The following is a 25,951-nucleotide window of genomic DNA, read 5'->3' as shown; positions in this document are numbered from 1 at the left end:
TCAGGCGCCAAGTCTAGCGGATCTCGGCGCCCTTCATGTGCCAGAAAAACAGAGAGGTTTGCCGCCCTTCGCTGACGTCGAGCTCGCGATCAGCTGGCACACCCGGAATCTCGAAGGTATTGCTGATCAGCCAGCTGCCAGCGCGCATCTCGGCTTGCGCCTTGGCCCACAGGCGCGGCATCGGCACGGGCGAGAGAAAGCAGTAGACGGCATCGAACTCGCCAAGCTCGACCTGCCACAAGCTCCGATAACGAATGCTGCAGTTTTCCTGCAGCAAGCAGCGCAGCCAGGCGAAAGCGAAGAGCAGGGGCGCCGTCTCGACACCCACGAACTGTCCGCGCGGAAACTGCCTGGCCAGCTGCAGTACCGTACCTGCCGTACCACACCCCAGGTCGACGAAGCGCAGCGGCGGCTCACGCTCGCTCATGAACTGCTGCAGACGTTGCTGTGTCTTGCGCCCACTCAGGTAGAGCGGCACCTGTTCACGCAAACTGTTCCAGTTGACCAGCAGCAACAGCACGAATCCCAGCAGGAAAAGCCAGGCCGGTAATTCAGCGCGCTGCATCACCAGCAGTGCGGGTAAAAACGCCAGATTGATCCACAACCACCAGCGTGACAGCCCCAAGCGCCAGCCGATCCCGGCGGCCACGACACCTTGTAGCAGCGCCACTGAAAACAACGACATGCGCCAAGGCAGTAACGCCAGCAGATAGACCAGCACCACCACCAGCGCCAGGGACAGGCCCTGCGCTAAAAGAGCGCGCAACAACGGTAGCCGCAGCACCGTTCTTTCCTCGCCTATCGTCATTCCCGACCTCTGTTCCTGACAGCCGAATGGCCGCCGAGCGCTCATGCTAAACTCGCCGCGATCAACACTCCACTACCCGGAAGCTCCATGGCCAAACGCCAACTCAACCGCCGCCAGAACTGGCGGATCGAAAAGATTCAAGGTGAGCGCGCGGCCCGCGCAGCCAAGCGTGAATCGAAGGCAGTGGAAGCACTGGAAGGCGGTGACCTCGGCCCGGAACAGACCGGGCTGGTAATTGCCCACTTTGGCGTGCAGGTGGAAATCGAGGGCTTGCAGGGGGAAATGGCCGGCCAGGTGTTTCGCTGCCACCTGCGCGCCAACCTGCCGGCGCTGGTCACTGGCGACCAGGTGGTCTGGCGTCCGGGCAATCAGGGTGATGGCGTCATCGTCGCGCAATTGCCGCGAAACAGTGAGCTGTGCCGCCCCGACATGCGCGGCCAACTCAAGCCAGTGGCGGCCAACGTCGACCAGATCGTCATCGTTTTCGCACCGCTGCCCGAGCCGCACGCCAACCTGATCGACCGTTATCTGGTGGCCGCCGAGCACGCGGGTATTCGCCCGTTGCTGCTGCTGAACAAGGCCGACCTGATCGACGAGCAGAACCAGGTCGCGCTGGACGCTCTGCTCAAGGTCTATCGTGAGCTTGAGTATCCGCTACTGGAGGTTTCGGCCCATCAGGGCGACGGCATGGAGCAGCTGAAACAGCGCTTGAACGGAAACGTCAGCGTATTCGTGGGCCAATCTGGCGTGGGCAAATCATCGCTGGTCAACAGCCTGTTGCCCGGCGTCGATACGCGTGTCGGCGCGCTATCGGAGCTGACCGGCAAGGGCACGCACACCACCACCACCGCTCGGCTTTTCCACTTTCCCGGTGGCGGCCAATTGATCGACTCCCCGGGTATTCGCGAATTCGGCCTCGGCCATGTCAGCCGTGATGACGTGGAAGCGGGCTTCATCGAATTCCACGACCTGCTCGGGCGCTGCCGCTTTCGTGACTGCAAGCATGATCGCGAACCCGGCTGCGCCCTGCTGCAGGCGCTGGAAGACGGCCGCGTACAGCCACAGCGCATGGCCAGTTACCGACACATCATCGCCAGCCTGCCGGAAGACGATTACTGATTGTTCAGTTGGTCGAGCGGGCTGTTGCCATTCTCGAAGATATTCAACCGCTCACGCAGTTGATCGGCCGGTAACGCGTCGGCGGGTGGCACTGGCGGGCTGCCGGCGGGTCCCGGCTCTTGTGCTGACGGCTCTGCACCCGCGCCCTGCTCGCCCTCGATAGCGCGCTGCGCCTTCTTGGTCAGCACGACGATATCGATGCGCCGATTGACGGGATTAAACGGATCCTCACGATCGAACAACGCCGACGAAGCGTACCCGACGACACGCGCCACCTGCTCGTCCGGGTACCCGCCGGCCACGAGCGTGCGCCTTGCGGCATTGGCACGGTTGGATGACAACTCCCAGTTACCGAAATCACCATGACCGATGAACGGCTTGGCATCGGTATGACCGCTGACGCTGATCTTGTTCGGCACCGCTCGAATGGTGTCGGCCATCGCCAGCAGGATGTCTTCGAAGTAGGGCTGCAGCTCTGCACTGCCAAGGGCGAACATCGGCCTGTTCTCGGCATCCATGATCTGAACGCGCAGGCCATCCTGGGCGATCTCGAACAGGATCTGATCCGTGAAACGCTGCAGCTCGGGGTTTTCCTCGACCTTGTTCTGCAATTCCTGCAACAGCAGCTCCAGGCGCTCCTGCTCCATCTTCTCGGCCAGGGTCTCGATCTGATCGGTGCTGACGCCCGTCTCGTCCGGCTGACTCTCCGGCGTCTCGGAAACATCCGGATTGAGCGTACGCTCCGGTGCCGGCGTCGGTGTCCCGCCCAGGTCGATGGCGTAGGGGCTAGCACTTTCGGTAAAGCCGATGGGGTCTTGGAAGTAACCGGAGATCGCGCGTTTCTGCTCCGGCGTGGCCGATGACATCAGCCACATCACCAGAAAGAACGCCATCATGGCGGTCGCGAAGTCGGCGAAAGCGATCTTCCAGGCGCCACCATGGTGCCCGCCCACAGTCTTCTTGACCCGCTTGACGATGATGGGTTGGTTATTTTCCATGGCTTAGTTGCCGCGCATGGCCTGCTCGAGCTCGCTGAAGCTCGGGCGATGCGCGGGATACAGCACCTTGCGTCCGAACTCGACAGCCAGGGTCGGCGGCATGCCAGAAGCGGAAGCGACCAGCGTCGCTTTGATCGCCTCGTAGAGGTTCAGCTCTTCCTTGGCGTCATGCTCCAGCGCGCCGGAAAGCGGGCCGAAGAAGCCGTAGGAAGCGAGAATGCCGAGGAAGGTACCGACCAGGGCCGTACCCACCTTCTCACCGATCTGGGCGTTGTCCGCCTCGGCCAGAATCGACATGGTGATCACGATGCCCAGTACAGCGGCGACGATACCCATGGCCGGCATGCCGTCGGCGACCTTGGCCACCGCGTGCGCAGGGTGCTCCACTTCATCCTTGAGGCTGGCCAGCTCCATGTCGAACAACCCTTCGAGCTCGTGCGGGGCCATGTTCCCGGAGGACATGATGCGCAGGTAGTCACAGATGAACGCCGTCATGCGCGCGTCCTTGAGGACTCCGGGGTACTTGCTGAAGATCGGGCTGGCGTTGGGGTCCTCGACATCGGCCTCGATGGCCATCATGCCCTCGCGACGACTCTTGTTGAGGATCTCGTACAGCAGCTTGAGCACTTCCAGGTAGTAGGCATGTGTGAAGCGGCTGTCGAACATGCTCAGCGACTTTTTGAACACGGTCATGAACATACTGCCCGGGTTGGCCTGCAGGAATGCCCCCAGCGCCGCGCCGCCAATGATCATAACTTCGAAGGGATGGACCAATGCCATCAGCTTCCCGCCCGAGAGCATGAACCCGCCGAAGACGCAGCCGAATACGACAATGATGCCTATGATTTTTGCCATGAAATAAACGCTTGCAGAGCCTAGTGGATGGGTTATTGAAAACAACCCTTCTAATTATCGGAACTTATACGCCAGACTATAGCCAGTTATGGTCAAAAGCCACTTTCGACTCGAGCCAATATGTCGACGTCAAAGTCCCTGCCACGCACGCTGGACGCCTGGGTGCAACTACTGGGCAAGCTGCCACTGCCAATCGAGCAGCAGCAGCATTTGCGCCTGCGTCACATCCTCGCCGACAGCCGCAAAACCTGGCGCGAAATCGCCGAGGCGATCGAGTTGAGCCCGTCCTTCGCCCTGCAGGTGCTGCGCGAATCAAACCAGTCGAACAACAGCCTCAGCGACCCGGCCGAAAGCGTCGAAACTGCCGTGTCGCGACTGGGCCTGAGCCGCTGCGAAGCACTGCTCAATCAGGCACCGGCGCTGCCCGAGTGCGAAATCCCCCTGGCGTTTCGCCAGATCCTGCTGATCAGTCAGCATGCCAGCCAACAGGCGCGCGGCCTGTTCGGTGCGCGCCTTGCACGCCTGTGGAATGAGTTGCATGGCTGCAGCCTGCTGTTTCTCTCCCCCATCTGGCCGCTGCTGTGCGCCCAGCCTCAACTCTTCGATGCGTGGGAACAGCGCGTACTGCTCAAAGGCGAGCGTCCCGCCGTCGTCGAGAAGGAATTGCTCGGGGTCACCTTGATCCAGCTGTGCGTCAAACTGGCCGAGCGCTGGCGCCTGCCCGAGTGGATCGTTCGCGGCTACCGCTTGCTGGAGCGAGATCGGCGTCAATTGGTCAAGGCACTGCACATCGCCCGTGATAACGAGCATCCCCTGCATCAACAGCAGATGCTCGACGCCGACATCCCCCTGCGCCACTGGCTCACTCACCCGAGCAATTGCGTGCTGCTGGCCAACGGCCTGGCGGTATCAGCGCACCAGGCCTGGGATACCGCGCACTGCCTGCGCTGGCAAAGACTGACCAGGCTGTACCTGCAGATACCCCTCAACGAACTGCAGCAGGAAGTGCACCAGCATGCCGTGAGCAGCGCGCGCTTGATCCACGACCCCGCACTGTGGCACCCGGCGCAGGCACTGATCTGGCCCTGGGACGCTCATCGCCTCAAACCAGCCGTGAGCGTAGCTGCCCCCCAAAAACGCGATGACCTCGCCGCCTGGCGCCAGCACTGCGCACGCCTGCTCTCCGACCCCAGCACCTTTGCCAACGTGCCACAGCTGACTGCCTGCGCCCGAGACGCCTTGCAGGCCTGCGGCCTGAAGCGCGTGCTGCTGCTACTTGCCGATCGTAATCACACTCGCCTGCAGAGCCAGCAACATGCCGGCCTCGACGCAAGCGCAGCGAGCCTCAGCCTCGACCCGGCACAGAGCCAGGTGTTGACGCGCCTGCTCAGCGCGCCCGGGCAACTGCGCCTTACACCGAGCAACATCGCGCAGTTTTCTGCCTTGCTGCCCGGCAGCCTCGAGGCACTTTTCCCCAGCGAACATCTGCTGCTGCGCTCTGTGGCCAACAATGGTCGCGTGGTGATGCTGGTTATAGCGGACCAGGGCGGCCAACCACTCAATGACGTCTGCCTGCAGGCATTCGGCAAGACCGTGCAGTGCATCGAGCGCGCACTGGGCAGCTTTTCCAGGCGCGAGCGCTGAAGCGCTCTGTTTCCGCTACAATCGACCTCTTTTCATTCAAGGAGGCCGTCATGTCCGCCTTCGACAACTTGCCACTGGTGATCGAGCCGGCTGAACTGGCTGAGCGCCTGGATGCCCCCGATCTATTCCTGCTCGACCTGAGCAGTGCTGCGCGTTATGCAGCCGGCCATATCCCCGGCGCACGCTGGGTCGATGCCAAGCGCACGCAACTGGGTGCACCGCCCGCTCCCGGCCTGCTACCCGAGCAAGCCCAACTCGAAGCGCTGTTCGCCGATATTGGCCACCACGCCGATGCCACTTATGTGGTCTACGACGATGAGGGCGGCCCCTGGGCCGGTCGTTTCATCTGGCTGCTCGACGTGATCGGCCATTCGCGCTACCACTTCCTCAACGGCGGTTTGCAGGCCTGGGTTGGCGATGGCCTCGAGCTGAGCCAGGAAGAACCAGCCGTGACCCGCACCGAGGTATCACTGACGCTGAGCGACGCCCCCACCGCCACTCGCGATTATCTGCAATCGCGCCTGGATGCTGCCGACCTGGCCATCTGGGACGTGCGCGGCGCAGACGAATACCGCGGCGAAAAACTGAGTTCAGCGCGTGGCGGGCATATCCCCGGCGCCACCCATTTCGAGTGGACCGCGGGCATGGACCCGCAACGCGGCATGCGCATCCGTACGGACATCGCCGATGTCCTGCAAAACCTGGGCATCACGCCCGACAAGGAAGTGATCACTCACTGCCAGACGCACCGCCGCTCCGGCTTCAGCTATGTGGTGGCCAAGGCGCTCGGCTATCCACGCGTGAAGGCCTATGCAGGCTCCTGGTCCGAGTGGGGCAATCTGCCCGACACCCCCATCGAACGCTGAGCGCGCCGACGATCAGATATCCCCGTCCTGGCCACGCCAGTGCCGGTTCAGAACCTTCAAGGAAACACGATGAAACAACGTCTTTTTATCCTCAGCCAGTACCTGCTGCCTCATCACCTGCTGTCGCGCCTGATCGGCTGCGTTGCCGAATGCCGTATCGGCTGGCTGAAGAATCCGCTGATCTCGTGGTTCGCCAAGCAGTACCAGGTCAACATGAGCGAAGCGCAAGTCGAAGACCTGCGCACTTACGAACACTTCAACGCGTTCTTCACCCGCGCCCTGAAAGACGGCGCGCGCCCGTTGGATGAAACTCCCGGCGCGATTCTCAGCCCGGCCGACGGCGCGATCAGCCAACTCGGCGCCATCGAGCACGGCCGCATCTTCCAGGCCAAGGGCCACAGCTTCAGCGCTGTCGAATTGCTTGGCGGCGACGCAGAACGCGCAGCGCCCTTCATGGGCGGCCAGTTCGCCACTGTTTACCTGTCGCCGAAGGACTACCACCGCGTCCATATGCCGCTGGGCGGCACGTTGAAAGAAATGGTTTACGTGCCGGGCCGCCTGTTCTCGGTCAACCAGACCACTGCGGAAAATGTGCCGGAACTATTTGCCCGTAACGAGCGCGTCGTCTGCCTGTTCGATACCGAGCGCGGTCCGATGGCGGTAGTGCTCGTGGGCGCGATGATCGTCGCCAGCGTCGAGACGGTATGGGCCGGCCTGGTCACCCCACCCAAGCGCGAGCTCAAGAGCACACGCTATGACGCGCAAGCACGCGGGCCAATCGAGCTCGCCAAGGGCGCCGAAATGGGCCGTTTCAAGCTGGGCTCCACGGCCATCGTCCTGTTCGGCCCGAATCAGGTGCAATGGGCGCAAGAGCTGGACGCGGGCAGCGCGGTGCGCATGGGCCAACTGATGGGCACAACTCAGGACTGAGCTGCAGAGACAAAGCACCCGTATCTCGACCGTTCGGTTATAGATCCGTACTCTGGCGAGGTAGACCGTCCACACAGACGGGCTGCCAGCCCAGGCAGATACTGCTAGAGTTCGAAAGACTATTACTAGAGCCGCTTGCTAGTGCGTGGCCGGAGCCTCCGAGTTTGATGGATAAACAGAGTACCCACCTTCAGCTATTGCGCGTTCCCACGCCGAGCAAGCAGAGCCTCAGCTTCTGCGACGGCAGCCCCCGCGATCTCAAACGTTGGATCGCTGGCCTGCCCAAGGCGAACATCGGTGAAACTGCACGCCAGCTGTATCAGAGCCTGGTTGAACTCAATCAATTCCTCACTCCCTCGGAAAACCGTCTGCAGTTGCTGGAGTTGCTACGCCCGGAAGTCAGCTTCGTCTGCCAACACCTGGAACGCCACTTTCTCAACCAGGCCATCGTGCTCGACGAACGCCCGCGCAAGGTGGCCAACCTGTGCCAGGCGTTACAGAACCACCTGGCCGTTGGCTACAAGCTGATCATTTCCCGCGTGATCACCCGTAGCGGCAAGGATCGCGACCAACTGCTCGCCGTCTCCCTGCAGCGTGCCAGCCACAGCCTGTGTAGCCCGCTGATTCGTGCCAGTCAGCTTTACTGCCCGGTGCCCGAAGGGCTCTGGCTGGAGCTGCACCAGCTCTATCAGATTGCCTGCGAGCAGCGCCTGCAGCGCCAGGTCATTCGTGACCCGTTGGCACGCCATACTCCGGGCCTGAGCACCGAGCAGACCTACGTGACCGCACTACTGCTGGGCTGCGCGCGTACCAACCAGATGCGCCAGAACGGCATCGCACGCCTGGCAGAAGCGCTGGAGCCCTGGAGCAAGCTAGTCAAGCTGCAGGCCGGCGATGATCCAGACAGCCTGTTCGTGCTGGCGCCGCAGATCGACGGCCCGCCGCGCTACAAGTCGCTGTATCAGAGCAGCGAGCTGCACAACCTGTTGGGTATCGATACCCAGCCACTGGTCGACGCCATCAAGGAGTACCTCGATCTGCCGGAAGAAGAGCGCAGCAAATCGCGCCTGATGATTCCGGAGGGCATCAGCCTCGACCTGCTGCAGCACGTTGCCGCAGCCTGGGGCGACATCGCTGAACGCACCTTCCAGCGAACACCAGGCCAAGGCAGCCTGACTCTGTGCATCGGCATGACTGCGCTGCATTTCTTCCTCTCCGGCCGCCGCTCGTTCGGCGAAGTGCTCAAGCGTCCCGTGGAGATCGGCGCAGCGGTGTTCAAGCCGGTTACCGGCGAGCCTGACGTCTGGTCGGGCGCCTTCGACGCCCAGCGCACCGCCGCTGACGAAATCCATTTCGAAGAGATTCAGTACACCAAGGTCACCCCAGGTGAACAGACGCAGCCTGAGAGCAACGGCGAAAACTATCCGACCTTCCCTCTGCCCGTCGTCAATCAAAGCCCCGGGGGCTATTGCCTGTCCTGGCCCAAGGACGTTCCCAGCCAGCTACAGGCCGGCGAGATCCTGGGTGTGCAGGACAGCCCCAGCCAGGGCTGGAGCGTCGCCATCGTGCGCTGGATTCGTCAGGTCCGCGGCGGCGGCATGCAGATGGGCATCGAGCTGATCGCACCGTACGCGCGCCCGTGCGGTCTGCAACTGCTGCGCAAAGGCGAGCAGAACAGCCAGTACCTGCGCGCATTGCTGCTGCCGGAAATCAGCGCCATTTCCCGCCCTGCCAGCCTGATCACACCGCGCCTGCCCTTCCAGGAAGGCAGCAAGGTACTGATCAACGACCACGGCGAAGAGCACCGCGCGGTACTGACGCGCAAGCAAGTCAGCACCGGCAGCGTCAGCCAGTTCGAGTATCACCAAGTGGGCGTGGAAGAAGCCTCAGCCGGGACACCGGTCACAGCCTCGCAAAGCCAGAAGCCTGCTGGGGAGGAAGATTTTGACTCGCTCTGGAAGTCGCTGTAGGCTCCGGCGAACTCACCATTTGTCGCTTTTTCGCGCCCGTTCGGCGCGGTAATGACTCCTCTATGGCCATCGATAAAAAAACCATCCGCCTGCTGATTCTCGAAGACTCGCAGAACGAAGCAGAGCGCCTGGTCAGTCTGTTCCGCAACGCAGGGCACGCCACGCGCGCGCATCGCCTGACCTCCAGCGACGACCTTGCTGAAAGCCTGCAACAGACTTGGGACTTGCTGATCTGCGCCCCCAGTAGCGAGCACTTAGAACCCAGCGAGGCGATAACCGCCATTCGCCGCCAGGCCAAGGACATCCCGGTCATCCAACTGGTCGAGGAGAATGACTCCGAGATCATTACCGAAGCCCTGCTGTTCGGCGCACAAGACGCCCTGCCGCAAGGCGAGGATGAACGCCTGGTGCTGGTCGCCAAGCGCGAGCTGGCCAATCTCGAAGAGCGCCGCGCCCGTCGTGCCGCCGAAGTGGCATTACGCGAAGCCGAGAAACGCTGCCAGCTGCTACTGGAAAGCTCGGTCGACGCCATCACCTATGTCCACGACGGCATGCACATCTATGCCAACCGTGCCTATCTCGAGCTGTTCAGCTACGAGGACGGTGATGAGCTCGAAGGCATGCCGATGATCGACTTGATCGCCAGTGCCGATCACGGGGCGTTCAAGGACTTCCTGAAGAACTACCAGAGCGCTGAAGGCCACGCCGAGCTCAACTGCCAGGGCGTGCGCGCCGATGGCAGCAGCTTCGCCGCGCAAATGACCTTTTCCCCCGCCACCTATGATGGCGAGCCGTGCATTCAGGTGGTGATCCGCGCGCAAACGTCCAATGCCGAACTGGAAGAGAAACTGCGTGAGATCAGCAGCCAGGACCTAGTCACTGGCCTATTCAACCGCAACCACTTCCTCGAGCTGATGGACAACGCCGCCGAACGCGCCATCAACAGCGGTCAGCCCTCGACCCTGGCGTATATCCGGGTCGACCGCTACGCCGGCATGCAGGGCGAAATCGGCCTGGCCGGCATCGACATGCTGCTGACCGACCTGGCCGGCCTGCTGCGCGCGCATTTCCCGATGGAGACGCAGCTGGCCCGCTTCGGTGACGACGTGTTCGCCGCCCTACTGCCGGGCCAGACGCCCGAGCAGTGCCAGGCCAGCCTGGCGGCCCTGCTGAAGAAGGTCGAAGGCCACCTGTTCGACGTCAGCGGCCGCACCGTACAGACCACGCTTTCAATCGGCGTGGCGGGGCTCAGTGAGAAAACCGCCAAGGCACAGGAAGTCATCGATCGCGCGCACCGCTGCGCCGACGAGCTCAGCGACGGCAACGCCATCAAGCTGTTCAACCCGGCCGATGAGTTGGCCGCAGCCGCCAACCGCGGCAACCTGCTGGCGATGGTGCAGCAAGCACTGGAGAACAACAGCTTCCGGCTGCTGTTCCAGCCAATCATTAGCCTGCGTGGCGACGCCCACGAACATTACGAAGTGCTGCTGCGCCTGCTCAACCCACAGGGTGAAGAAGTGCCGCCGGCGCAGTTCCTCGCCGCGGCCAAGGACGCGGGCCTGGGCGAGAAGATCGACCGCTGGGTGATCCTCAACTCGATCAAGCTGCTGGCCGACCACCGCTCCAAAGGCCATAACACCCGTCTGTTCGTGCACCTGTCCAGCGCCAGCCTGCAGGATCAAACGCTGCTGCCCTGGCTCAGCGTGGCACTCAAGGCCGCTCGCCTGCCGTCGGACTCGCTGGTGTTCCAGTTCAGCGAGCCCGATGCCATTACCTACCTGAAACAGGCCAAGGTGCTGACCCAGGGCCTGGCGGAGCTGCACTGCAAGGTCGCCCTGAGCCAGTTCGGCTGCGCCCTGAACCCGTTCAACACGCTCAAGCACCTGCAAGTGGACTTCGTCAAAGTCGACGGTTCCTTCTCCCAGGACCTGAGCAATGCAGAGAACCAGGAAGCGCTGAAAACCCTACTCAGCAGCTTGCATGCCCAGGCCAAGCTGACCATCGTGCCCTTCGTCGAAAGTGCCAGCGTACTGGCGACGCTGTGGCAGGCCGGGGTCAACTTCATTCAGGGCTACTACCTGCAAGGCCCGAGTCAGTCGATGGACTACGACTTCTCGGCTGGCGACGAATAAATCCCGCCGACGAAAAAGCCGCCTGCTCCAGACTGTGTGAAAACCTAGCAGTCTGAGAGCAAGCTGAAGCAATGGATTTTGGGTAATGGTCGCTTCCTGCTCCGACAACTGCAGGGCGCTCGGACGTAAATGGCCCTGGCGGTCAACGCCTACAACCTGAAGCGTGCCATCAATGTGATGGGTGCCCGTCGGTTGATCGAACTGTTGGGGTAAATCCCGCTTTCCATTTCCAAGCATCAAAAACACCAACGCCCCGAACCAGTCGGGGCGTTGGATTTTTCTGGCGTCAGTGCGTTTTCACACGCTCTGGCTCAGGCGGCTTTTTCATATCCGACGCAACACTGGGGCTTATTCTTGCCCCTCACGGTCGCGAAAGCCGAGCAGATAAAGAATGCCGTCCAGCCCAAGGGTGGAGATCGCCTGCTTGGCCGATTGCTTGACCAGCGGCTTGGCGCGGAAAGCCACGCCGAGACCGGCCAGGCCGAGCATCGGCAGGTCATTGGCACCATCGCCGACAGCGATGGTCTGCTCCAGCTGCAAACCTTCCTTCTGCGCCAGCTCACGCAACAGATCCGCTTTGCGCTGTGCGTCGACAATGGGCTCGACGGCCACACCGGTGACCTTGCCGTTCTCGATCTGCAGTTCGTTGGCGAACACGTAGTCGATGCCCAGCTTGGCCTGCAGTTGTTTGGCGAAGTAAGTGAAGCCGCCGGAGAGAATCGCAGTCTTGTAGCCCAGGCGTTTGAGTTCGGCGAACAACACCTCGGCACCCTCGGTCAGGCGCAGGGACGCGCCGATCTCCTCCAGCACGTCCTCCGACAGCCCCTGCAGCAAGCCCAGGCGCTCCTTGAAGCTGGCGCGAAAATCCAGCTCGCCGCGCATGGCGCGCTCGGTGATTTCGGCCACCTGCTCACCCACGCCGGCAGCCTTGGCCAACTCGTCGATGACCTCGGCCTCGATCAGCGTCGAGTCCATGTCGAACACGGCGAGGCGACGATTGCGACGGAACACCGAGTCGCGCTGGAAGGCGATGTCGACGTTGAGTTCCTGCGCCACGCTGAGGAATTCGGCGCGCAGGGCAACGGGATCGGCCGGCTCACCACGCACGGAAAACTCGATGCATCCCTTGCCCTGCTCGGCCGGCATGTCCAGCGGCATACGCCCGGAAAGACGGTCGATATGATCGATGTTCAGGCCGTACTTGGCGGTGATCGCACTGACCCGCTGCAACTGCTCGGCGCTGACCTTGCGCGTCAGCAGAGTCACGATATGGCGCGCCTTGCCCTGGCCACCAACCCACTGACGGTAGTCGTCTTCGGAAACCGGAGTGAAACGCACCTGTTGGTCGAGCTCGTAGGCAGTGAACAGCAAGTCCTTGAGCACCGACTGGGAGCGGCCGTTGTCAGGAATTTCGATAAGGATGCCGAACGACAGGGTGTCGTGGATCACCGCCTGACCGATATCGAGGATGTTCACCCCGCCTTGAGCCAGCACCCCGGTGATGGCAGCGGTGAGTCCGGGGCGATCTTCGCCGGTGATATTGATCAGGACGATTTCGCGCAAGACGCACCCTCCAAGGCAAACGATTGAGGCAGGCAAGCGGCGAATTGGCCACCGACCGACGAAAAGGCGCACATTCTACCCAGTTTCCCGTCGATCCGGGCAGCCATGCGCTTTGCCCGCCCCAGACCGCTCGCTATACTGCGCGGCAACTTCAGTCGACAAGAGCCGTGCTCTGTGAACCGGCCTGCGCCCGTCAAACCCGATAATTTCTTCATCCTGATCTTCCACGCGCTGCGTCAGCGGCGGGTGCCTCTGGTGCTGCGTATTGCTAGCCACAGCGTGCTGCTGGTAGCCCTGGCAATGGTCATCTATGCCTGGGTCATGGGCATGCAGTTCAAGCAGGCCATGCAGCAGCAGGCCGATGCACTGGGTCAGGCGTTGATCACCCAGACAGCGGCGTCGTCCACCGAGCTGCTGGTGTCCAACGACATCCTCAGCCTCAACGTACTATTGAACAACCTGGCGAAGAACCCGCTGGTTGCCCATGCGGCCATCTACAGCGTGGATAACCGCATCCTCGCCGAAGCTGGCTCGCGCCCGACGCGCAGCGTTCTGGGCGAAACCGAGGGCCTGTACACCACCCCCATCACGTTCCAGGAGGTGATGGCCGGACAGTTGCGCATTAGCCTGGATATGAGCCAGTTCCAGCAGCCAATGACCATCAGCCTGCAGAGCATGGGCATTCTCAGCCTGATCCTGCTGGCCCTGACCCTGTCGCTGAGCATGCGCCTGGGCCGTTACATTTCCACGCCCTTGCTGCAAATGCGCCTGTGGCTGCGTGACCCGGACGACCCTGCACCGGGGGCGGGGCGCAACGACGAGATCGGTGATCTGGCGCGTCAACTGCAGGCGCGCCTGGTACCGGAAAAACCGGAGCCCGAACAGGAGCTGGATGACGAACAGCTGCTCGATGACAGCGAGGACTATCTGCCCGAAGAAGACGACGACGAGCGCTTCGACGAGCGGGAGGAGATCGAGGCCGAGCATGCCTTCGATGAAACGCACATCAGCGCTGAGGATGGCGATGACGAGCAGCTCAAGCCCTGGCCCGACGCCATAGAGCCGGATGATCCCTTCGCTGACCTGCGTGACGACTCCGAAGCGCCTGCGCCGGTCGCCAAGGCTCCGCGCCCCTCGCAAGCCAGCGCCGTGCTGGCCATTCAGCTCGGTGCTCAGGAGCTGCTTCGCCGCCTGCCGCGTACGCGACTACTGGACCTGCTGGATCGCTATCGGGGTTGCCTGGAACAAGCTGCCGCGCTCTACCAGGGGCAACTGCATACCCTCAAGGACGGCAGCAGCCTGATGCTGTTCCATGAGCGCGAATGCGGCGAAGACTACCTGACCCACGCGATCTGCTGTGGCGAGCTGATGCGCGCCCTGGGCCATGCCCTGCAGATCGAGGTCGCCGACAGCGGCATCACCTTGCAACTACAGCTGGGGCTGACCTTGGGCCGTGATCTGGAAGAACTGGGCCAGGCCGACCTGCTGCTCAGCGACAGCGCCCTGGACGCCCTGGCCTTGTCGCAACACAGCCGCAACCTGCTGCTGGTCGAGCAACGCGTCGCGCAGGATGCCCTGGCCCGCCAGCGCGCCCGCATCCGCCCAATTGCCAGCCCGGAAGGGGCCAGCTGCGTGGAGCGCCTGCTCGATCCTTATCCGGCACTGCTGGAGCGGCAGCTGACGCGCATGCGCGACAGCCGCGCGCAATGACGCCCGGCGTCACTCAAGCACTGGCCAATGCGCGCCGCTGCGGCGTCTTTACACCGTAGCGCTGCAGCCAGTCCTTCCAGCGAATCCGCTCGTCGCGCACCAGCCAGCCATCCTGTTCGGCAAAACTCTCCGACAGCCATACCCCACGGGTGCTGGCGGGCAGCAATTCGCCTTTGCGCAGGGTGAACAGCCCACCGCTGGGCACACCACGCTGCAACGCCAGCAGATAGATGTCCGGCCGCCGACGCTCCAGACGCGCCACCAGGCGACCGTCTTCCAGGCATTCGTCGACGTGAAACAGACTCAACTGACGGGCATCGCGTGGCAGCTCCAGGCTAAGGTCATAGACCAGCTGCAAGGATGCCGTAGGCAGATGCACATAGGCGCGCGGGCGCTCGAGCAAGGTCAGGTTGCCGCACTGCACTGGCCGCGCAGCGCCGGACAGCGGGCTGAGACGAAAGTGACTCGACTCGCGATAGCGCAGCGCACCCTGATAGGGCGTGGGCAGCCAGGTATCGCCGAAGCGCCCGCTCAACCACCCATCGGCGCTTTCCAGCAGACATTCCTCGGCCACCTCCTGAATGGCGGTGAGCAGCGGTAGGTTGAGTTCATGCGCCGGCACATAACCGGAAATCAGCTTGAGCACGGTGTCGCCACGATCCGGGCGGCGCTGGCGCACCAGCAACCAGTAGTCACGGCCGTGCAGGCGCAGGGTCATGCGTACCGATACGCCAAGGTTGGCCAGCTCAATGGAAAAGCGCGAACTGTCCGCCACCTCGACCGGACGGCGGCGTTCGAGCATCTGCTGGAAATTCAGCGGCTGCCCCAGGCTCTGGTATCTCAGACCATCGGGGCTAGCTTCGACGAGCAGTGGCAGGGTCTTGAAGTTACTCGGGTCCTTGCGGATCAGCGTACGCGGCATCTCGACTCCTTGTTCCGGCTGGGCGTGAATCCAGCTCGACGAGCGGCCTTCACGCGAGGATCAGGTTGAAGCGAAAACCGCTCAAGGCTGCCCCAAGCCGACCACTCAGCACAACCCAAGGCTGTAAGAGGACGTGACCGGGGACCTCAGAACCTGTTCACGATCTGCTGCGCTTCGGCGCTACTGCGTTAAAAATAAGCTGGAGCGCCAGCCCGGTCGAAATGCTCATGTACAACAGTACAGTCGCCCGCGACTCCGACCGCTCCTCGCTTGTTTTTGCGGGGCCGCCATCGGTGTTGTATCGTTCTAGCTCGCGAGATCGTGAATGGGTTCTCAGCGGATACCCTGCAAAACCGCCGCGACCTTAGCGACATTGGCCGCCAGGTGCGCGGGCGTGATGGTGCCAACGATGGCGCTGCTGACGCCCGGATGAGCGAAGATCAGTTCGAAGCTGGCACGTATCGGATCGACACCCTCGGCCAGGCAGGCATGCCCACTGGCCAACGCTTTCTTGATCAGAATGCCCTTGGCGTGACTGGCAGCGTAGTCCAACACCGGCTTCTCGCCCTGCTCACTCAGGTTATAAGTGACCATGGCGCAGTCGCCTTGTTCCAGCGCCAGCAACCCGCCCTCGACGGTCTTGCCGGAAATCCCGTAGCCGAGGATCTTGCCCTCGCGCTTGAGCGCTGCCAGCGTCTCGTACACGCCCGTTTCACGCAGTACTGCCAGATCGTTGCCATCGGAGTGCACCAACAGCAGGTCGATACGGTCGGTCTCCAGGCGTTTGAGGCTGCGCTCGACCGACAGGCGGGTATGCGCGGCGGAAAAATCGAAGTGCGACTGGCCCTGCTCGAACTCCTCACCGGTCTTGCTGACGATCACCCACTCATCGCGCTGGCCACGCAGCAGTGGACCGAGGCGTTGCTCGCTGACGCCGTAAGCCGGCGCGGTATCGATCAGGTTGATGCCCAGCTCGCGAGCCTGCCGCAGCAAGGCCAGGGCCTGCGTATCGTCAGGGATGGTGAAACCGTTGGGGTACTTCACGCCCTGATCACGGCCGAGCTTGACGGTGCCCAGGCCCAGCGGCGAAACGCGCAAGCCGGTGGAGCCCAGCGGGCGATGCAGATCGTGCAGGGTGCTCATGGCAACAGTGCCTCCCATAACGGCTGCCCCAGCGCGGGGCGCGGCAGCTCAGGCAACGGCGCATGGCCAGCCGGCTGCACCTTGTCCCGCTGCAGGGCGGCCAGTACGCGGTCGGCGAAATCCGGCGCCAGCGCCAGCTTGGTCGGCCAGCCAACCAACAGGCGCTGCTGTTCGGCGAGGAAAGCGTTGTCCGGGCGCACCAGGCCCGACTGCGCGGGCTCGGCGCGATCAACGCGCAATGTCGCCCAGCGCGTCTGGCTCTGGTCGACCCAGGGCAGCAGCGAGGCCACTTCCTTTTGCGCCGCCTGAATCTGAGCGCCTTCGTCGCGCGCAACGCCGTCAGCCTCGGCCAGATCGCCGCCCAGGTACCAGACCCACTGGCCATCGGCGGCCGGATGGGTGGTGACAGTGACCCGCGGCTTCGGCCCACCGCCGAGACAGTGCGCGTACAGCGGCTTCAGTGCCGGGCCCTTGGCCAACACCATATGCAGCGGGCGCAACTGCTGCGCGGGCTGCTCGATGCCCAGCGTGGCGAGCAACTCGGCATTGCCGCCCCCAGCACTGAGCACCACGCGCTGCGCACGAATCTCGCGACCGTCGACGATCAACCCGCACAACTCACCGTTTTCCTCCAGCGGTTCGATACGCTCAGCGGCAAGCAGGCCATCACCGGCCAGTTCGGCCAGACGTGCGATCAGGCTAGGCACATCGAGCACCAGCTCGGCGAGGCGATAGACCTTGCCCTTGAACTTCGGGTGCTGCAGCGCCGGCGGCAATTGCTCACCCTTGACCTGATCGACCCGACCGCGCACCGCCTTGCTGGCAAAGAAGCTGGTGAGGTTGCCGGCCAGGGTACCGGGCGACCAGAGATAATGGGCGTCGGACAGGATGCGCACACCGGAGAGGTCCAGCTCGCCATTGCCGGCCAGCGCTTCGCGCCAGCGGCGCGGCATATCGGCGATAGCTTCGGAAGCGCCGGTCAGCGCGCCATGCAGGGCATATTTGGCACCGCCATGAATGATGCCCTGCGACTTCAGGCTCTGCCCGCCGCCCAGGCTGCCGCGCTCCACCAGAACGGTGGCGAAGCCCTGCTGACGCAGGCGCGCATTGAGCCAGAGGCCGGCGATACCGCCGCCGACGATCAGGACATCGGTGCTGAGAGACTGGGACATGAACGGGCCTCGGCGAAAAACAGGCGCGCAGTATAACCCGTCAACTTCCTCGCCCGCGGCCGATCAGTGCCCGGTCGATTGCGAGAACAGCTGGATCACCACCACACCACTGACGATCAGTCCCATGCCGAGCACGGCCGGCAGATCGAGCTTTTGCTGGTAGATGAACATCGCCGCGATGCTGACCAGGACGATGCCCAACCCTGCCCAGATGGCGTAGGCGATGCCCACCGGGATGGTGCGCACCACCAGAATCAGCATCCAGAAGGCGATCGCGTAACCGCCGATCACCAGCAACAGCGGCAAGGGTTTGTTGAAGCCGTCGATAGCCTTCATCGAGGTGGTGGCAATCACCTCGGCCGCGATGGCGATAGCGAGATAGAGGTATCCGGGCATGGTGGCGACTCCTGAAAGATGGCCACGATTCTAAGTGTTTCCATGATGGGATAAAGTCATTACCTATCAGCTATCAAGATAGGTTGGTCATGAACTGGAATCTCGATCAGCTGCAACTGTTCGTCCTGACCGCCGAGAGTCGATCCTTCTCCGCAGCAGCGCGGCACACCGGCCGCGCGCAGTCGGCGGTCAGCACCGCCATCGCCCTGCTCGAGAGCGACCTCGGCGTGACCCTTTTCGAACGTAGCAGTGGGCGCCAGCCACGCCTGACCGAAGCAGGCGTCGCGCTGCTGGAGCAGGCCCGCAGCGTATTGCAGCAATGTGAACGACTGGACGGCCGCGCGCTCGGCCTGGCACGCGGCGAGGAGGCGCGCCTACGTCTGGCGCAGGACGAGGCCATGCCTTACCAGCCGGTGCTGGCCAGCCTGGAAGCTTTAGCAGATGCCTTTCCCTTGCTCGAAGTGCAGCTTTCCAGCGGCGCACAGGGCGACGTGGCGCGCAAGCTGCTGCAGCGCCAGGCCGACCTGGGCCTGCTGTTTCATCATGAACAAATGCCGCGAGAGCTGGAGAGCCAGCGCTTGGGCACCATCGAGATGGTCACGGTATGCAGCCCGAACCATCCGCTGGCTGCACTCGACAGCGTGGAGCGGCGTGACCTGGCCGAACATCGCCAGTTGCTGATGACCCCGCAGGACAGCCACTATCCCGGCGGAGAGCAGATCAGTCCGCTGGTATGGCGCGCCGACAGCTTCTATGTGATGGCCGAGCTGGTGATACGCGGCGTTGGCTGGGCCTGGCTGCCGCGCCATGTGGCGCAGTACCCGACCTACCAGGGCCACCTGCAGGAACTGCGCAGCGACTGGGCGCCGCTGCCGCTGGTGGTGGAGCTCGTCACCCGGCGCGACGGCGCGCTCGGCCCGGCGGCCAACTGGCTGGCCGACTGCTTGGCGCGCGAACTGCTGCGCCCGCAGGCATGACTGCCCGCCAGGGCACCTCTAAAAGCGTAGGCGAGGCGGTCAGCACAAGGCAAAAACAAGCGAAAAGCGCAGTTTACGAGTTGTAAATGAGCATTTGACCGGGCTGGCGTTCCAGATTGTTTTTAACGCAGTGATGACAACTCAGGTAGTTTTTAGAGGTGCCCTTCCAGCGCATGGCTGGCAACGCTAAGCTGCGCCCCCATGAACAGACCCCTATACACCCTGCTGCTGCACCTGGCCCTGCCCCTGATTGCCCTGCGCCTGGCCCTGCGCGCGCGCAAGGCGCCGGCTTACGCGCGACGTATCAACGAACGCTTCTCCCTTGGCCTGCCAACGATGCAGCCCGGCGGGATCTGGGTGCACGCGGTATCGGTCGGTGAGAGCATCGCCGCCGCGCCGATGATCCGCGCGCTGCAGTCGCACTATCCCGAGTTGCCGATCACCGTGACCTGCATGACGCCGACCGGCTCCGAGCGCATCCAGGCCATGTTCGGCAACAGCGTGCAGCACTGCTACCTGCCCTACGACCTGCCGTGGGCCGCCGCGCGGTTTCTCGAGCGCGTACAGCCGTGCCTGGCCGTGGTGATGGAAACCGAGCTATGGCCGAACCACATCCACCAATGCGCCAAGCGCGGTATCCCGGTGGTTCTGGCCAATGCGCGCCTGTCAGAGCGCTCTGCACGCGGCTATGCACGTTTCGCCAAGCTCACCGCGCCGATGCTCGCCGAGCTGTCGCTGATCGCCGTGCAGACCCAGGCCGAGGCGCAGCGTTTTCTGACCTTGGGCGCACGCCCCGAGTGCGTGGAAGTGACCGGTTCGATCAAGTTCGACCTGAAGATCGATGCCGAGCTACTGCAACGCGCCGTCGAATTACGCCGCCAGTGGCAGGCCGAGCAGCGCCCGGTTTGGATCGCCGCCAGCACCCATGCGGGCGAAGACGAGATCGTCCTCGCCGCCCATCGCCAGTTACTGACAACGCGGCCGGATGCGCTGTTGATTCTGGTGCCACGCCACCCCGAACGCTTCAATTCGGTCCATGATCTGTGCATCAGTGAAGGACTGAAGACACGCCGCCGCTCCATGGGTGAAGCCGTGCAAGCCAGCGACGAGGTGCTGCTGGGCGACACCATGGGTGAGTTGCTGTTTCTCTATGCGCTGGCGGATATCGCCTTCGTCGGCGGCAGCCTGGTGGCCAATGGCGGGCATAACCTGCTGGAACCGGCAGCGCTGGGCAAACCGGTACTGAGCGGCCCGCACCTGTTCAACTTCCTGGAAATCGCCGCGCAGTTGCGTGACGCCGGCGCCCTGAGCGAGGTGGAAAACGCCGCGCAGTTGGCGGACAGGATTGCAACATTGCTCAATGAACCGAGCGAGATGCAAAGCATGAGTCAGGCCGGCCTGAGTGTGCTCAAGGCCAACCAGGGCGCGCTGGAGCGCTTGCTGAAGGACTTGCAGCGTCTTTTGTAGCCGGATGCAATCCGGGGCAAGCATCACGCCGGCAACATTCCCCGGATTACATCCGGGCTACGACTGATTCAGCCCGGTTCAAACTCGGGTAGCGCACCACCAGCCAGATCGGTGCGCTCGGCGCACGCTACGTGACACATCGCCAAAATGAAAAAGCCCGACTCGCGTCGGGCTTTTGCTTTGCTGCGAACGCCTCAGAAACCCTGATTGTTCTTCAGCCGCTCCTCGGCGGCAGAGGCCAGATCCGGTGGCAGGAAGTCCTTGTCCGGGTTGTAGTCCGGCTTGAGGAAGCTACCAAGCGCCTCCAGATCGGCCGGGCTCAGGGTGCCGGCTGCCTGCTTCAGGCGTAGGTTGTTGAGGATGTAGTCATAACGGGCATCGTTGTAGTTACGCACGGCACTGTAGAGCTGACGCTGGGCGTCGAGCACGTCGACAATATTGCGAGTACCGACCTGGTAGCCGATCTCGGTGGCCTCCAGCGCGCTCTGGTTGGAGATGATCGACTGGCGACGCGCCTGTACGGTTTCCACATCGGTGTTCACCGCGCGGAACAGGTTGCGTGTGTTCTGCACCACCTGGCGGCGCAGGCTCTCGCGCAGTTGCTCGGTCTGACCGAGGCGCTGATAAGCCTCGCGCACCTGCGAGCTGGTCAGGCCACCGCTGTACAGCGGGATGTTCAATTGCAGACCGATGGAACGCTGCGAAACGTCGCCGCTGTAACGCGGAGACAGAGGAGAACCGGAGTTGGTGAAACCCAAGCTGTCGTTATCGCCCTGCTGATAGCTGGCCACCGCATCCAGGGTCGGCGCATGGCCGGCCTTGCGTTGACGCAGATTTTCTTCGGCAGCGTTTACCGCGTACAGGCTGGCTTGCAGATTGAGGTTCTGTGCGGCGGCAGTATCGACCCAGGACTTCGCGTCATTGGGCGTCGGCGCCAGCACCGGCAGGGTGTGGACAATCCCTTCGACAGCCACGTAGTCGCGGTTGGTCAGGGTCACCAGCGCTTCGAAGGCGTCATCCACCGCGCGCTCGGCGAGCAGGCGGTTGGCACGGGCCGTATCGAAGCCGGCCTGAGCTTCGAGCACGTCGGTCTTGTCCGACAGGCCGACATCGAAACGTTCGTTGGCCTGGTCCAGTTGGCGCTTGAAGGCCGCCTCTTCGGCACGGGTCGAGGCCAGGTTGTCTTGGGCGCGCAGCACGGCGAAGTAGGTTTCAGCACTTTGCAGGATCAGGTTCTGCTCGGTGGCGGACAACTCCAGTGCGGCCTGCTCGCTGGTGGCCTCGGCCGCCTGCAGCTGGAACCAGCGGTCAGCGCGAAACAGCGGCTGACTGAGGTTGGCCTGGTACACCAGGCCACTGCGCGAGATCGTCGCACTCGGCGAATCGATTTCAGTGCGCGTGTCGCCGTAATTGGCACCAGCCGACAGGTTGGGCAGCAAGCCAGCGCGCGCCTGCGGCACGACTTCACGGCGAGCCTGATAATCGGCGCGCGCGGCGGCGATATCGGCATTGTTCTGCGCCGCTTCCTGATACACGGTGACCAGGTCGGTTTTGCTCGACAGCGGGGCCTCTGCGGCCTGAACCAGGCCCACCGAAGCGGCGGCCACGGCGATTGCCAGGGAAAGTCTGCGCAACATGATGGTTGTCGATCCTTGAATAGGCGGTAATCGGCAAGGCTACGGGGCGCCGCAGGCGGGGGTCAAGCACGCCATGGGCAGCATCAGTCTAGCTGGCGGCAAGCTATGTTGCTCGTCGGGAACAATCCATCATTCGCCGCGCCAGCAGTCGTTTTCCGACGCACGGGTCGATATTTATTGACCGCCGAGTTGGTTTTCTCCCACCAGCTTGTTTAGACTGCCCGAGTTCTTGTCGGGGTGCCCCAAATGCGGGGCTGAGATTGGCAGCTGCCGGATCCCGTTGAACCTGATCAGGTTAAGGCCTGCGTAGGGAACAAGATGTCCTCGCCAGTAGATCGGCGAGTCCTCTCGGCACCGCCCATGGTGCATCTCACGCCCTTCGTCCGCTCAGGTTCCAACTCCGACATCTATCCCGGAGAGAGCCTTGATGAGCGCACAACAACAAAAGAACCTGAGTGAATCTGCGCAGGTCGATCAACAGTCGGTAAAGCCCTTCCCTCGTTCGCAGAAAGTCTATGTACAGGGCTCGCGCCCGGACATTCGGGTGCCGATGCGTGAGATCAGCCTGGACGTGACGCCGACCGATTTCGGTGGTGAGATCAACGCCCCGGTCACCGTCTACGACACCTCCGGCCCCTACACCGACCCGAACGTGACCATCGACGTGCGCAAGGGCCTCGCCGACGTGCGCAGCGCCTGGATCGAAGACCGCGGTGACACCGAGAAACTGCCGGGCCTGTCCTCCGAATTCGGCCAGCGCCGCCTCAACGATGCCGAGCTGACCAAGATGCGCTTCGCCCACGTGCGCAACCCACGCCGGGCCAAGGCCGGGCATAACGTCAGCCAGATGCATTACGCCAAGAAGGGCATCATCACCCCCGAGATGGAATACGTCGCCATCCGCGAAAACATGAAGCTGGCCGAAGCGCGTGAAGCCGGCCTGCTTAATGAGCAGCATGCCGGCCATAGCTTCGGCGCCAGCATTCCGAAAGAAATCACTCCCGAGTTCGTGCGCAGCGAAGTCGCCCGTGGCCGCGCCATCATCCCGGCCAACATCAACCACGTGGAGCTGGAGCCGATGATCATCGGCCGCAACTTCCTGGTGAAGATCAACGGCAATATCGGCAACTCGGCGCTCGGCTCTTCGATTGAAGAAGAAGTGGCCAAGCTGACCTGGGGCATCCGCTGGGGCTCGGACACCGTGATGGATCTGTCCACCGGCAAGCACATCCACGAAACCCGCGAGTGGATCATCCGCAACTCGCCGGTACCGATCGGCACCGTGCCGATTTACCAGGCGCTGGAGAAGGTCGGCGGTATCGCCGAAGATCTGACCTGGGAGCTGTTCCGCGACACCCTGATCGAGCAGGCCGAACAAGGCGTCGACTATTTCACCATCCACGCCGGCGTGCTGCTGCGCTATGTGCCACTGACCGCCAAGCGCGTCACCGGCATCGTTTCGCGCGGCGGCTCGATCATGGCCAAATGGTGCCTGGCGCACCACAAGGAAAACTTCCTCTACACCCATTTCGAAGACATCTGCGAAATCATGAAGGCCTACGACGTCAGCTTCTCGCTGGGCGATGGCCTGCGTCCGGGCTCGATTGCCGACGCCAACGACGAAGCGCAGTTCGGCGAACTGGAAACCCTCGGCGAGCTGACCAAGATCGCTTGGAAGCACGACGTACAGTGCATGATCGAAGGCCCCGGCCACGTGCCGATGCAACTGATCAAGGAGAACATGGACAAGCAGCTCGAATGCTGCGACGAGGCGCCGTTCTACACCCTCGGCCCGCTGACCACCGACATCGCACCGGGCTACGACCACATCACCAGTGGCATCGGCGCGGCGATGATCGGCTGGTTCGGCTGCGCCATGCTCTGCTACGTCACGCCCAAGGAACACCTGGGCCTGCCGAACAAGGATGACGTGAAGACCGGCATCATCACCTACAAGATCGCCGCGCATGCGGCCGACCTGGCAAAAGGTCACCCGGGCGCACAGATCCGCGACAACGCGCTCTCCAAGGCGCGCTTCGAGTTCCGCTGGGAAGACCAGTTCAACCTCGGCCTCGACCCGGACACCGCGCGCGCCTACCACGACGAAACGCTGCCGAAGGATTCGGCCAAGGTGGCGCACTTCTGCTCCATGTGTGGGCCGAAGTTCTGTTCGATGAAGATCACCCAGGAAGTGCGCGAGTACGCCAAGGAGCAGCGCATCGACGCCGTCGATCTGGATGCCGAGCAAGGCATGCAGGCCAAGGCCGAGGAATTCAAGGCGCAGGGCAGCCAGCTGTATCAGAAGGTGTAGCGGCGTACTTTCCGTCAGCCAGGCTTGATCGGCGAGCACTATGCTCGCTAGTGTGATGCGTAACGGGCCGCAGTTTGGCCCGTTACGACTATCTGGGGAGTTGCCATGGGCAAAGACGACATCGACATCATCGAGCGCGAAAACTGCTTTCGCGGTTTCTATCGCCTCGACCGGATCAAGCTGCGCCATCGCCAGTTCGCCGGCAACATGGGCCCAAAGCTGACTCGCGAGCTGTTCGTGCGTCACGATGCCGTTTGCGTGCTGCCATACGATCCGCAGCGCGATGAAGTGGTGCTGATCGAGCAGTTTCGCGTCGGCGCCATGGACAAGAGCAGCAATCCCTGGCTGCTGGAACTGGTCGCTGGTCTGATCGACAAGGATGAGCAGCCCGAGGAAGTCGCCCGCCGTGAAGCGGTCGAAGAAGCCGATCTGATCCTCGGCCCGCTGTGGCCAATCACCCAGTATTTCCCCTCCCCTGGTGGCTCCGATGAGTTCGTTCATCTGTTTCTGGGTCGTTGCGACAGCAGCGGCGCCGGTGGCGTGCATGGCCTGCCCGAGGAAGGCGAGGACATTCGCGTGCATGTGATGCCGCTGGCTGATGCCCTGGCGGCCGTGCGCGACGGACGCATCAACAACGCGGCCAGCATCATCGCGCTGCAATGGCTGGCGCTGAATCGTGATGAAGTGCGGGGGATGTGGTCGTGAATCTGCTGCGCGAGCGCTATCGGGTCGACCTGATCGAGCTGCAAGCGGCTTGCGAGGCCAACTACGCACGCCTGATGCGTCTGCTCCCAGACATGCGCAAGCACACGCAAAGCCGTCGCGTAGCCCTGAGCCAGGGCGAACACCTGCTCGGCGTGCTGGCGCTGGAAGTGCTGGAAAGCTGCCCCTATACCACCACCCTGCGCGTGCGCCAGGAGCACAGCCTGCCCTGGCTACCGGTGCCACAGTTGGAAGTGCGGGTGTATCACGATGCGCGCATGGCCGAAGTGGTCAGCGCCGAGAGCGCGCGCCGCCTGCACATACGCTACCCCTACCCCAACGCGGCGATGCACCAACCGGATGAAAAGAGTCAGCTCAACCTGTTCCTTGGCGAGTGGCTGAGCCATTGCCTGGCATGCGGGCACGAACCACAGCCGGTGATGTAGCTCCAGTAATCAAGCTTTGCACTGCCCGGCCGATATTACGGGGCTGTTCTGCTTGCATGGTTTTCGTTGCCAAGGGTTAGCGCAAGCAACGTCAAAAACGCTCTCGGCGTTTTTTCTGTGATCTGCGTCCGCTTCCTGGGTTTTCCCTTTGCCGCAGCAACCACCATAATTCACTCGATAATG

General features: G+C 62.8%; 21 protein-coding genes, 1 pseudogene and 1 riboswitch. Of the genes and pseudogenes, 13 read left to right on the top strand and 9 right to left on the bottom strand.

Annotation, left to right across the window (positions count from 1 at the left end):
* Window positions 1-13 precede the first annotated feature (13 nt).
* Window positions 14-808, bottom strand: a complete 795-nt coding sequence (locus ACNFCJ_RS05220) for a class I SAM-dependent methyltransferase (RefSeq protein ID WP_416770190.1) — start codon at window positions 806-808, stop codon at window positions 14-16.
* An 87-nt stretch (window positions 809-895) separates the two neighbouring features.
* Here ACNFCJ_RS05220 and rsgA point away from each other — a divergent pair, with 87 nt between their 5' ends.
* Complete coding sequence (gene rsgA, locus ACNFCJ_RS05215; RefSeq protein ID WP_106732507.1) at window positions 896-1,927, top strand: small ribosomal subunit biogenesis GTPase RsgA; 1,032 nt, start codon at window positions 896-898, stop codon at window positions 1,925-1,927.
* On the opposite strand, the gene motB is transcribed toward rsgA, so the two are convergent.
* Together motB and motA are read right to left on the bottom strand one after the other, a co-directional pair.
* Window positions 1,921-2,925 carry a flagellar motor protein MotB gene (gene motB, locus ACNFCJ_RS05210; protein ID WP_416770189.1) on the bottom strand — a complete coding sequence of 335 codons (1,005 nt, stop codon included), beginning with the start codon at window positions 2,923-2,925 and terminating at the stop codon, window positions 1,921-1,923. The genes rsgA and motB overlap by 7 nt on opposite strands.
* A gap of 3 nt (window positions 2,926-2,928) precedes the next feature.
* Entirely contained in the window at window positions 2,929-3,780 is an 852-nt protein-coding gene (gene motA / locus ACNFCJ_RS05205; RefSeq protein ID WP_416770187.1) for a flagellar motor stator protein MotA, read from the bottom strand.
* A 120-nt stretch (window positions 3,781-3,900) separates the two neighbouring features.
* Here motA and ACNFCJ_RS05200 point away from each other — a divergent pair, with 120 nt between their 5' ends.
* From ACNFCJ_RS05200 to ACNFCJ_RS05175, 6 genes and pseudogenes are all read left to right on the top strand, one after another.
* Window positions 3,901-5,424, top strand: coding sequence for an HDOD domain-containing protein (locus tag ACNFCJ_RS05200; protein ID WP_416770185.1), 1,524 nt, complete (start codon window positions 3,901-3,903; stop codon window positions 5,422-5,424).
* Window positions 5,425-5,474: 50 nt separating this feature from the next.
* Complete coding sequence (locus tag ACNFCJ_RS05195; RefSeq protein ID WP_416770183.1) at window positions 5,475-6,290, top strand: rhodanese-like domain-containing protein; 816 nt, start codon at window positions 5,475-5,477, stop codon at window positions 6,288-6,290.
* Window positions 6,291-6,359: 69 nt separating this feature from the next.
* On the top strand, window positions 6,360-7,220 hold the full coding sequence (gene asd / locus ACNFCJ_RS05190) for an archaetidylserine decarboxylase (protein WP_143505567.1): 861 nt from the start codon (window positions 6,360-6,362) through the stop codon (window positions 7,218-7,220).
* Between the two features lie 167 nt (window positions 7,221-7,387).
* Window positions 7,388-9,190 carry a molecular chaperone gene (locus ACNFCJ_RS05185; RefSeq protein WP_416770182.1) on the top strand — a complete coding sequence of 601 codons (1,803 nt, stop codon included), beginning with the start codon at window positions 7,388-7,390 and terminating at the stop codon, window positions 9,188-9,190.
* A 62-nt stretch (window positions 9,191-9,252) separates the two neighbouring features.
* A complete protein-coding gene (locus tag ACNFCJ_RS05180) occupies window positions 9,253-11,322 on the top strand; it encodes an EAL domain-containing protein (protein ID WP_416770180.1) in 2,070 nt (689 codons plus the stop codon).
* Between the two features lie 63 nt (window positions 11,323-11,385).
* Window positions 11,386-11,535, top strand: a pseudogene (locus tag ACNFCJ_RS05175) (IS5/IS1182 family transposase); the annotation flags it as partial.
* A 135-nt stretch (window positions 11,536-11,670) separates the two neighbouring features.
* Here ACNFCJ_RS05175 and serB read toward each other — a convergent pair.
* A complete protein-coding gene (serB, locus tag ACNFCJ_RS05170; RefSeq protein WP_013713838.1) occupies window positions 11,671-12,885 on the bottom strand; it encodes a phosphoserine phosphatase SerB in 1,215 nt (404 codons plus the stop codon).
* Between the two features lie 174 nt (window positions 12,886-13,059).
* On the opposite strand from serB, the gene ACNFCJ_RS05165 reads away from it, so the two are divergent.
* Window positions 13,060-14,595, top strand: coding sequence for an AhpA/YtjB family protein (locus tag ACNFCJ_RS05165; RefSeq protein ID WP_416770179.1), 1,536 nt, complete (start codon window positions 13,060-13,062; stop codon window positions 14,593-14,595).
* Between the two features lie 13 nt (window positions 14,596-14,608).
* Here the strand turns inward: ACNFCJ_RS05165 and ACNFCJ_RS05160 are convergent, their stop codons facing one another.
* From ACNFCJ_RS05160 to ACNFCJ_RS05145, 4 genes are all read right to left on the bottom strand, one after another.
* Window positions 14,609-15,517 (bottom strand): metal ABC transporter ATPase, encoded by a 909-nt coding sequence (locus ACNFCJ_RS05160; protein ID WP_416770178.1) that lies wholly within the window; start codon window positions 15,515-15,517, stop codon window positions 14,609-14,611.
* Window positions 15,518-15,850: 333 nt separating this feature from the next.
* Window positions 15,851-16,660 (bottom strand): aldo/keto reductase, encoded by an 810-nt coding sequence (locus ACNFCJ_RS05155; RefSeq protein WP_416770176.1) that lies wholly within the window; start codon window positions 16,658-16,660, stop codon window positions 15,851-15,853.
* Window positions 16,657-17,832, bottom strand: coding sequence for an NAD(P)/FAD-dependent oxidoreductase (locus ACNFCJ_RS05150; RefSeq protein WP_416770174.1), 1,176 nt, complete (start codon window positions 17,830-17,832; stop codon window positions 16,657-16,659). Before ACNFCJ_RS05150 ends, ACNFCJ_RS05155 begins: the two co-directional genes overlap by 4 nt.
* Before the next feature lie 63 nt (window positions 17,833-17,895).
* Window positions 17,896-18,228: a DMT family transporter gene (locus ACNFCJ_RS05145; RefSeq protein ID WP_013713833.1), complete on the bottom strand. Its 333-nt coding sequence runs from the start codon at window positions 18,226-18,228 to the stop codon at window positions 17,896-17,898.
* Between the two features lie 89 nt (window positions 18,229-18,317).
* On the opposite strand from ACNFCJ_RS05145, the gene ACNFCJ_RS05140 reads away from it, so the two are divergent.
* Window positions 18,318-19,205, top strand: coding sequence for a LysR family transcriptional regulator (locus ACNFCJ_RS05140; protein ID WP_416770172.1), 888 nt, complete (start codon window positions 18,318-18,320; stop codon window positions 19,203-19,205).
* A 201-nt stretch (window positions 19,206-19,406) separates the two neighbouring features.
* Window positions 19,407-20,672, top strand: coding sequence for a lipid IV(A) 3-deoxy-D-manno-octulosonic acid transferase (waaA, locus tag ACNFCJ_RS05135; RefSeq protein WP_416770170.1), 1,266 nt, complete (start codon window positions 19,407-19,409; stop codon window positions 20,670-20,672).
* A gap of 194 nt (window positions 20,673-20,866) precedes the next feature.
* Here waaA and ACNFCJ_RS05130 read toward each other — a convergent pair whose 3' ends face one another.
* Complete coding sequence (locus ACNFCJ_RS05130) at window positions 20,867-22,309, bottom strand: TolC family outer membrane protein (protein WP_416770168.1); 1,443 nt, start codon at window positions 22,307-22,309, stop codon at window positions 20,867-20,869.
* 223 nt (window positions 22,310-22,532) lie between these two features.
* Window positions 22,533-22,639: riboswitch (TPP riboswitch) on the top strand.
* Window positions 22,640-22,736: 97 nt separating this feature from the next.
* On the opposite strand from ACNFCJ_RS05130, the gene thiC reads away from it, so the two are divergent.
* The 3 genes from thiC to ACNFCJ_RS05115 all read left to right on the top strand — a co-directional run bounded on the left by thiC (window position 22,737) and on the right by ACNFCJ_RS05115 (window position 25,768).
* Window positions 22,737-24,620 carry a phosphomethylpyrimidine synthase ThiC gene (thiC, locus tag ACNFCJ_RS05125; protein WP_416770167.1) on the top strand — a complete coding sequence of 628 codons (1,884 nt, stop codon included), beginning with the start codon at window positions 22,737-22,739 and terminating at the stop codon, window positions 24,618-24,620.
* 105 nt (window positions 24,621-24,725) lie between these two features.
* Window positions 24,726-25,325, top strand: coding sequence for an NUDIX domain-containing protein (locus ACNFCJ_RS05120; RefSeq protein ID WP_416770166.1), 600 nt, complete (start codon window positions 24,726-24,728; stop codon window positions 25,323-25,325).
* Window positions 25,316-25,768, top strand: a complete 453-nt coding sequence (locus tag ACNFCJ_RS05115) for a DUF1249 domain-containing protein (protein ID WP_179575419.1) — start codon at window positions 25,316-25,318, stop codon at window positions 25,766-25,768. The genes ACNFCJ_RS05120 and ACNFCJ_RS05115 overlap by 10 nt, the downstream gene beginning before the upstream one ends.
* Window positions 25,769-25,951: the final 183 nt, after the last annotated feature.

Source organism: Pseudomonas sp. NY15364, assembly GCF_048068235.1.
Taxonomy (GTDB): Bacteria; Pseudomonadota; Gammaproteobacteria; order Pseudomonadales; family Pseudomonadaceae; genus Aquipseudomonas; species Aquipseudomonas mendocina_D.
This window is presented reverse-complemented; position numbering and strand designations above follow the sequence as displayed.

Coding starts and splice junctions, on each gene's coding strand:
- ACNFCJ_RS05220 (WP_416770190.1), bottom strand. CDS start 808: ATGACGATAGGCGAGGAAAGAACGGTGCTGCGGCTACCGTTGTTGCGC.
- rsgA (WP_106732507.1), top strand. CDS start 896: ATGGCCAAACGCCAACTCAACCGCCGCCAGAACTGGCGGATCGAAAAG.
- motB (WP_416770189.1), bottom strand. CDS start 2,925: ATGGAAAATAACCAACCCATCATCGTCAAGCGGGTCAAGAAGACTGTG.
- motA (WP_416770187.1), bottom strand. CDS start 3,780: ATGGCAAAAATCATAGGCATCATTGTCGTATTCGGCTGCGTCTTCGGC.
- ACNFCJ_RS05200 (WP_416770185.1), top strand. CDS start 3,901: ATGTCGACGTCAAAGTCCCTGCCACGCACGCTGGACGCCTGGGTGCAA.
- ACNFCJ_RS05195 (WP_416770183.1), top strand. CDS start 5,475: ATGTCCGCCTTCGACAACTTGCCACTGGTGATCGAGCCGGCTGAACTG.
- asd (WP_143505567.1), top strand. CDS start 6,360: ATGAAACAACGTCTTTTTATCCTCAGCCAGTACCTGCTGCCTCATCAC.
- ACNFCJ_RS05185 (WP_416770182.1), top strand. CDS start 7,388: ATGGATAAACAGAGTACCCACCTTCAGCTATTGCGCGTTCCCACGCCG.
- ACNFCJ_RS05180 (WP_416770180.1), top strand. CDS start 9,253: ATGGCCATCGATAAAAAAACCATCCGCCTGCTGATTCTCGAAGACTCG.
- ACNFCJ_RS05160 (WP_416770178.1), bottom strand. CDS start 15,517: ATGCCGCGTACGCTGATCCGCAAGGACCCGAGTAACTTCAAGACCCTG.
- ACNFCJ_RS05155 (WP_416770176.1), bottom strand. CDS start 16,660: ATGAGCACCCTGCACGATCTGCATCGCCCGCTGGGCTCCACCGGCTTG.
- ACNFCJ_RS05150 (WP_416770174.1), bottom strand. CDS start 17,832: ATGTCCCAGTCTCTCAGCACCGATGTCCTGATCGTCGGCGGCGGTATC.
- ACNFCJ_RS05145 (WP_013713833.1), bottom strand. CDS start 18,228: ATGCCCGGATACCTCTATCTCGCTATCGCCATCGCGGCCGAGGTGATT.
- ACNFCJ_RS05140 (WP_416770172.1), top strand. CDS start 18,318: ATGAACTGGAATCTCGATCAGCTGCAACTGTTCGTCCTGACCGCCGAG.
- waaA (WP_416770170.1), top strand. CDS start 19,407: ATGAACAGACCCCTATACACCCTGCTGCTGCACCTGGCCCTGCCCCTG.
- ACNFCJ_RS05130 (WP_416770168.1), bottom strand. CDS start 22,309: ATGTTGCGCAGACTTTCCCTGGCAATCGCCGTGGCCGCCGCTTCGGTG.
- thiC (WP_416770167.1), top strand. CDS start 22,737: ATGAGCGCACAACAACAAAAGAACCTGAGTGAATCTGCGCAGGTCGAT.
- ACNFCJ_RS05120 (WP_416770166.1), top strand. CDS start 24,726: ATGGGCAAAGACGACATCGACATCATCGAGCGCGAAAACTGCTTTCGC.